Here is a 6,336-nt window from a genome sequence, read left to right as displayed (position 1 = left end):
AATCTCACTTTTTACATTTCGCCCGTTGAACATCATGATCCTGCTTTACTGTAAACCCTATCGGGACTATACCTTACTTATCTCACTTTTTACAAAAAGCGCCTTTTGTAACAAGTTGTTTTCGAATGAAAAAGGATAAATGCTATGGATGAATTGTTTGATGAAATACTCGGTGAATTGGATAATTATATTGCTCATGGTAGAGGCGATCCCTTACTGTTTATCGATGAGCTTCAGAAACGCTTATCATTACATATGACAAGAGAAGATATTGTTTTTCCGTTAGCAGAGTTACGCCGTAGTATAGGACAGTTACAAGCAACAAATAATATGAAATATCACCGTTTATCGCTTGAACGATTATATGAATTAAAAACCAATTGTGAAAAGCAGATCAATTTCCACTAAGTGTAATCGATTAATAACTAATGATTCATTCATAAAAAAAGCCCTGAACAAGAGGGCTGTTGATAAGTGGGATTGGGAGCAGGTCATTTAAAGTGTTATCGATTTTTCCTTTTAAAAAAAACAGATGGTTTATCTTTTTTATCAAAATCTAATCTCATTTTTTCAATTATATCAATAAGCTCATTAGTCATTACAATAGCTTGATGAATATGGTCGTTAGCGGACAAATCATTTGGGTCGTCATAACCTAAAAATGCGCTGATATGGTATCGAATGAGGTAAATTTTTTCAGATACACGATGGGGTAAATTATCTTTTTTTAAAAACCTTAATACGAGTGATTCAGTAGCCGAAAAGACACAGGCTTTTTCATAATCGTTTTGAGCATTTTCGGCTAAAATACATAATTTATTCAATTGAATAGTAAAAATATATTGTGAATTCATCTATATTCCATTCGCATCTAAAAATTTGATATATCTAACATGAAAATCATAAAAAAGCCCTGAACAAAGAGGGCAACTGACAATCATTGAAGTGGATATCAAGTGTCTATAAAACACCTGACATAAAAAGTTTAGTAGAGATATTATTTATATCCAATTACTTATAATGTGACATGACTACTTTGCCCAACTATGTGACATTACTAACTTGCCATAACAGCTGTCTACCCCTCTAGGATTGGATTTTCATACAAGATCGAGTCTTAAATGAAACTTGGTGTTTTTTAGAATAAAAGGCTAGAGCTCTAAAGCAAATATCTGCGCACGTCATCGTTCGCTATCACGCAGCTATTTTGGTTGACTATTTAATATTACATATTATTTTTATTAGGATTTATCGTAACTTTATACTTCATAATTTGTACAGGATCTGTTTCCCAAGCTCTCATGTACACAAATTCTAAATCCATATCAATACCAGTGGCATTAGCAAGAAAGTCGAATTCGACTTTTCCAGGAACACCTACCATTCCAGGTAAGTGAGGATTAGTTGCATATACAGCAGAAAAAAGTAATAGTTCATCAGGCTTAACTCTTAAATACCAAGAATATCCTGTCGACAAATTCCCTGGTAATAGTAATGATATAGGTTCACCTACAGTAAGATATAAATTTTCTTTATTAATTATTGACATATTTGAGTCTCCTTAATTGTTTTTAAGTTTATATATTTATGACCTTGTATAAATCCCCTATAAATATAGAGCATTTAAAAAAACAAGTAAAAATAATATCAATAGTGAAAACTCTTTTTACAACTCATATTCGTAGGGTTATAAATAAGGGGAACCGCATGAGTGGGTATTACCTGTAACGTTCAGTTATCATACAAAGTTTGGCGGTAAATACATTGGTTAGGGTGATAGCCATACAGATTGCGCATTGAAAAGACTCAAATACTGCTAGTCAAACGTTCATGCGGTTGCCCTGCGGTCATCACCCACTTGTAACTCCCTAAGTTAACTATTTACCATAATACCCGTTGCTTAAATACTCACGAAAAATAGGTCACAACCCACCCTAGCGGACATTGTCCCTGAGGTTTTTTCGTAGTGTGATTATTTTCCATGATTGATCTCACTATCACCATTCTCTATCTCACCCTCGCAACCCATGTCTGCGAATATAATCATTCACTGTTGTCGCAGGCTCTTCGATCAGCTTGGCGATGGAGCGAACGCTAAGTTCCTTCTCTAAATACTCGACAATGGCTTTGCGGTGCTTATCCAGCTTAGTATTGATTGCAGGGCCTTTAGGGCGACCGAGGATCATACCGGAAGCCTTACGGGCGGCAAGGGCTTCACGCGTCTGGAGTAAAACTCAGACATCCAAGATTATTTCTCACGTAATAAAACGATAAAATCACCTAACTTACTCAAAATGCCCACTTAACAGAAACCCACTATTTTGCTTTTAAAAATCCAGTGTAAACGCGGCTGTGACCGTCCGTAACAAGGATGTCACGGCCGAGGCTATAGGGATATACTTGCGCAGTGTCACAAACGTGTTTGCACAAGAGCCTGCGGCAGCAATTCGCTTCCATGAACATTGATGATTCAAGCAAATTAACTTTATACAAATGAAATAATTAACTAGCAGCCAATGAGCGTGGAAAACCACGACCTTCCATTAAGCACAGCTTAATAAACCGAAATAAGCGGTATTCAGTTTTTCACCTAAAACGAAAAAAGTCCTGCTCACGCAGGACTTTTTATCAATTCGCCTAAACACTAATCGCTACGATTAATATCTAAACGTGAAATCTAGGCACGAAAACCTAGAAAGGAATATCATCATCCCAACCATCATCCAAATCTGGCGTGAAGTTTTGGGCTTGCTGAGGTTGTTGCGCTGGCTGTTGAGCGGCTTGCTGAACAGGCTTCGGTGCAGGACGCTGTTGAGGCGCGGACTGTGCAGGTCTGGCTGCTTGCTGTGGCGCGGCTTGAGGCTTAGGTGCATACGCGGCTTGCTGCTGCATTCCTTGTTGAGGAGCGGCTTGCTGTTGAGGTGCATAACCCCCTTGCTGTGGTGCAGCTTGAGGTGCGGGTTGATAACCACCCTGTTGTGGAGCTTGCAGAGCCTCACTCTGTTGACCACTATTCTGCTGGCCATAGCCGCCCTGTTGAGGCGCTTGTTGACCATAGCCACCACCTTGCTGACCGCCACCTTGTCCGCGGCTATCGAGCATTTGCATTTCGCTCGCATTGATTTCGGTTTTATAACGATCTTGACCCGTTTGCTGATCTTGCCATTTACTGGTTTGCAATTTACCTTCAAGGTAAACTTTAGAGCCTTTTTTCAAGTACTCACCCGCCACTTCAGCTAGACGACGATACATGACAATGTTATGCCATTCGGTACGTTCTTGCTGTTGACCTTGCTGATCTTTCCACGTTTCGCTGGTCGCCACTGTAAAGTTGGCTACTGCGTTGCCATTCGGCATATAGCGTACTTCAGGATCTTTTCCTAAGTTACCGACCAAAATTACTTTATTGACACCACGACTGGCCATTGAAATCTCCTGCAATTGCTTATAAAAACGGATCTGTTGATCTCGCGTCATTCATTAGGGTAAAAACGAGTACGTTAAGGCTACTCACATTTATTCGGTAGAGCCTAACACAGCTCGCGCTTGTCTCAAATCGAAATGCGCATCTACTTTTAAATAAGCCACCTTTTCTTCCAGTACCACCATGGCTTCAACCACACCATTGAGCTTTGATAGTTGAGCTGCCATTAACTTAGCGGATGGTTTATCATCGATATTGGCTTCAAGTGTATAAGATTTCAACATCACAGGTTTTTTCATGCCCAAGGTCAACAACAGCCAAACGATAATCAACACCGAGGCGGCAATAAATACCCCACTTGCCCCCAGATATTGATACGCTCCGCCACCGATAAGGCCACCACAAAAAGCCCCTAAGAATTGGCTGGTGGAATACACCCCCATGGCTGAACCTTTATCCCCCACAGGACAAAACTTTGCAATCAGACTCGGCAGTGAGGCTTCAAGGTAATTAAACCCAGTAAAAAACAGTACGATGGCAACCATTAATAATGTCAAATCATGAGAAAAGGTCGCCATTATCCCTAGAGAAAGTAACATGATCAACAACGCCACTTGGAACATGGTTTTAGTGTTGTTACGCTTTACGCCGATAATGATCAGCGGCACCATGAGTACGAACGCCCCAATAAAAGCCGGGAAATAGAGCATCCAATGCTTTTCTTTCACCAGTCCTGCATCCACTAAATCCAGTGGTAACGCCACAAATACGGCGGTTAATACCAGATGTAAAATAAAAATCCCCGCATCCAGTCGAATAAGCTGCGGATCTTTGAGCATACGCTTGAGTTTAGCAGGCACGGCTAAGGTATCGCCTTTCGGCGCATGAAATATCGGGTTAGGCACTAACCATTGCACGATAAGCATGCCAATCACGGCCAATATCGCCGTCATATAAAAAAGGCCGGATAAACCGATAAACTGGGCCACTATAGGCCCCACCAGTAAAGACAATGCAAAAGAAAAGCCAATGCACATGCCAATCACCGCCATCACCTTAGTGCGCTGCTCATCGCGGGTTAAATCTGCGGCTAAAGCCAGTACCGCGGCGGCAATGGCCCCCACACCTTGTAGTGCCCGTCCCGCAACAACCCCGTAGATACTATCGGCATTGGCCGCCAGCAAACTACCGAGGGCAAAGATAAACAATCCTATGAGGATGATGGGTTTACGGCCAAACTTATCAGACAGTATGCCCATTGGAATTTGTAACATGGCTTGGGTTAAGCCATAAGCACCAATGGCGATCCCCACCCAGAGTGGTGAGAAGCCGACTAAATCTTGTCCATAAAGCGCAAATACAGGCATGATCATAAATAAGCCCATCATGCGTAAACCAAACACACTGGCTAAAGAAAATGCGACTCTTTTCTCAGTCTTTGAAAGTCCTGTACCGATCATTATTCTGCCCTGATCACCAAACATGAAAAATTAGATCGCGCAGTTTATCATGAAGTTTTTCATTAGCCCAAAAGTAAAGTCAGGTTATATTCAACTTCAAGGGACATGGCCCGAATAAAAAGGACTTAAAATCCACTACCAACCAAAAAAATGAAATAACGTTAACGCTATCATAGTCAACTTACCACTCACAGCTTATACTCATCAATTCAAGCGAGTGAACTCCCCCCCCATAATGCGGTAAAAAGAGATCCCCTTAATGACGTCACACAAAAAAACATTAATGAATTTATTGTTAATTACAATAACATGTATCACTTCCTTTGCTGTATACGCCAAAGAATACACTCTCATTACTATTGCCGATGCAAAGACTGCCCCAGCGGTATTCATCGATATTCTCCCCACAGGCAACTCACTAGGCGATCAATATGTCTTTGATCAGCCATTGTTAGATAGCAATGGTAAAAAAATGGGCACTAATAGCGGTTTTTGCGTCAGGACACGCCTTAATCACAGCTTACAGTGTCAATGGACACTCTCCTTAAAAAACGGCACTATTCAAGTACAAGGACGCGAATATGACGAGGGAGTATCCTACATTGCGATTGTCGGTGGCACAGGGGATTATCGTTATATTACCGGTGATATGGAATCAAAAAGTAATGGCGATGGCACCTTCACACAAATATTAACTTATACCTTGCCATGATAAAAAAAAGCCCCTCCGTCATCACTTCTTTATTAATAATGGTTAACATCTGTGGTGTCGCACAAGCGACATCGAGTGATAATGTGTCTTTAATCACACAGACCCGAGAACATGCCCATTATGCTTGCGCTGAATGTCACGCCATCGACGGTAATCCCCCAATAACCAACCAATACCATAAACAGTCACCAACATTAGCAGGACAAAATACTGACTATCTACAGCGACAACTGTTAGCTTTTAAATCGGGGGCACGACAAACAGATGAAATGAAAGCAGTCATGATGGATTACTCTCCCAGTGAGATACATCAAATCGCCACCTATTTCTCTATGCAAACTTTGCAGATCAATAAAAACATTGATCCCACGATAGATACCTTAATCCATTCCAGACACGTCGACGCAATATGGGCGAGTAAAGGTGAAAAACTTTATCAGGAAGGAGATGAGAAACGCGATATAGCCCCATGTAAAAGTTGTCATGGTTCCTATGGTGAGGGCTCTCCACAAAAAAATGCGCCTCAATTAACGGCGCAACATGCACGCTATATCCGCATGACGCTCCAACATTACCAACAAGGAAAGCGAACCACCGACAAATCAATGGGCAGTCCAATGCAAATGATCACCAAAAAGCTCTCTGACAATGAGATCAGAGAGCTTGCTGCTTATATTCAACGTATGAAAACAGCTCCCAAACCAGTGATTATGAATCCAGACTAGTTCACACTGAGAGCA

The 6,336-nt window shown here is 41.3% G+C and carries 8 protein-coding genes; 3 read left to right on the top strand and 5 right to left on the bottom strand.

The window, feature by feature from the left end; translation table 11 throughout:
• The first annotated feature begins 144 nt into the window (after positions 1-144).
• A complete protein-coding gene (locus tag L2764_RS15850; protein WP_248941239.1) occupies positions 145-408 on the top strand; it encodes a hypothetical protein in 264 nt (87 codons plus the stop codon).
• Positions 409-503: 95 nt separating this feature from the next.
• Here the strand turns inward: L2764_RS15850 and L2764_RS15845 are convergent, their stop codons facing one another.
• From L2764_RS15845 to L2764_RS15825, 5 genes are all read right to left on the bottom strand, one after another.
• Positions 504-854, bottom strand: coding sequence for a hypothetical protein (locus L2764_RS15845; protein ID WP_248941238.1), 351 nt, complete (start codon positions 852-854; stop codon positions 504-506).
• 371 nt (positions 855-1,225) lie between these two features.
• A complete protein-coding gene (locus tag L2764_RS15840) occupies positions 1,226-1,549 on the bottom strand; it encodes a protease inhibitor I42 family protein (protein WP_248941237.1) in 324 nt (107 codons plus the stop codon).
• 463 nt (positions 1,550-2,012) lie between these two features.
• The gene (locus L2764_RS15835) at positions 2,013-2,186 is read right to left on the bottom strand and encodes a hypothetical protein (protein WP_248941236.1); all 174 of its coding nucleotides are present in this window, start codon (positions 2,184-2,186) and stop codon (positions 2,013-2,015) included.
• Between the two features lie 505 nt (positions 2,187-2,691).
• On the bottom strand, positions 2,692-3,426 hold the full coding sequence (locus tag L2764_RS15830) for a single-stranded DNA-binding protein (RefSeq protein WP_248941235.1): 735 nt from the start codon (positions 3,424-3,426) through the stop codon (positions 2,692-2,694).
• Positions 3,427-3,516: 90 nt separating this feature from the next.
• Positions 3,517-4,884: an MFS transporter gene (locus L2764_RS15825; RefSeq protein WP_248941234.1), complete on the bottom strand. Its 1,368-nt coding sequence runs from the start codon at positions 4,882-4,884 to the stop codon at positions 3,517-3,519.
• A gap of 259 nt (positions 4,885-5,143) precedes the next feature.
• On the opposite strand from L2764_RS15825, the gene L2764_RS15820 reads away from it, so the two are divergent.
• Together L2764_RS15820 and L2764_RS15815 are read left to right on the top strand one after the other, a co-directional pair.
• Positions 5,144-5,596 (top strand): dirigent protein, encoded by a 453-nt coding sequence (locus L2764_RS15820; protein WP_248941233.1) that lies wholly within the window; start codon positions 5,144-5,146, stop codon positions 5,594-5,596.
• A complete protein-coding gene (locus tag L2764_RS15815; RefSeq protein WP_248941232.1) occupies positions 5,593-6,321 on the top strand; it encodes a c-type cytochrome in 729 nt (242 codons plus the stop codon). Before L2764_RS15820 ends, L2764_RS15815 begins: the two co-directional genes overlap by 4 nt.
• Positions 6,322-6,336: the final 15 nt, after the last annotated feature.

The sequence above is a fragment of the Shewanella surugensis genome, assembly GCF_023284005.1.
Classification (GTDB): domain Bacteria; phylum Pseudomonadota; class Gammaproteobacteria; order Enterobacterales; family Shewanellaceae; genus Shewanella; species Shewanella surugensis.
Note: the sequence above shows the minus strand (reverse complement) of the source record. Positions and strands in the feature narration are given on the sequence as shown.

Bases quoted from the DNA above. Each gene is read 5' to 3' on its own strand.
- L2764_RS15850 (WP_248941239.1), top strand. From the start codon at position 145: ATGGATGAATTGTTTGATGAAATACTCGGTGAATTGGATAATTATATT.
- L2764_RS15845 (WP_248941238.1), bottom strand. From the start codon at position 854: ATGAATTCACAATATATTTTTACTATTCAATTGAATAAATTATGTATT.
- L2764_RS15840 (WP_248941237.1), bottom strand. From the start codon at position 1,549: ATGTCAATAATTAATAAAGAAAATTTATATCTTACTGTAGGTGAACCT.
- L2764_RS15835 (WP_248941236.1), bottom strand. From the start codon at position 2,186: ATGATCCTCGGTCGCCCTAAAGGCCCTGCAATCAATACTAAGCTGGAT.
- L2764_RS15830 (WP_248941235.1), bottom strand. From the start codon at position 3,426: ATGGCCAGTCGTGGTGTCAATAAAGTAATTTTGGTCGGTAACTTAGGA.
- L2764_RS15825 (WP_248941234.1), bottom strand. From the start codon at position 4,884: ATGATCGGTACAGGACTTTCAAAGACTGAGAAAAGAGTCGCATTTTCT.
- L2764_RS15820 (WP_248941233.1), top strand. From the start codon at position 5,144: ATGACGTCACACAAAAAAACATTAATGAATTTATTGTTAATTACAATA.
- L2764_RS15815 (WP_248941232.1), top strand. From the start codon at position 5,593: ATGATAAAAAAAAGCCCCTCCGTCATCACTTCTTTATTAATAATGGTT.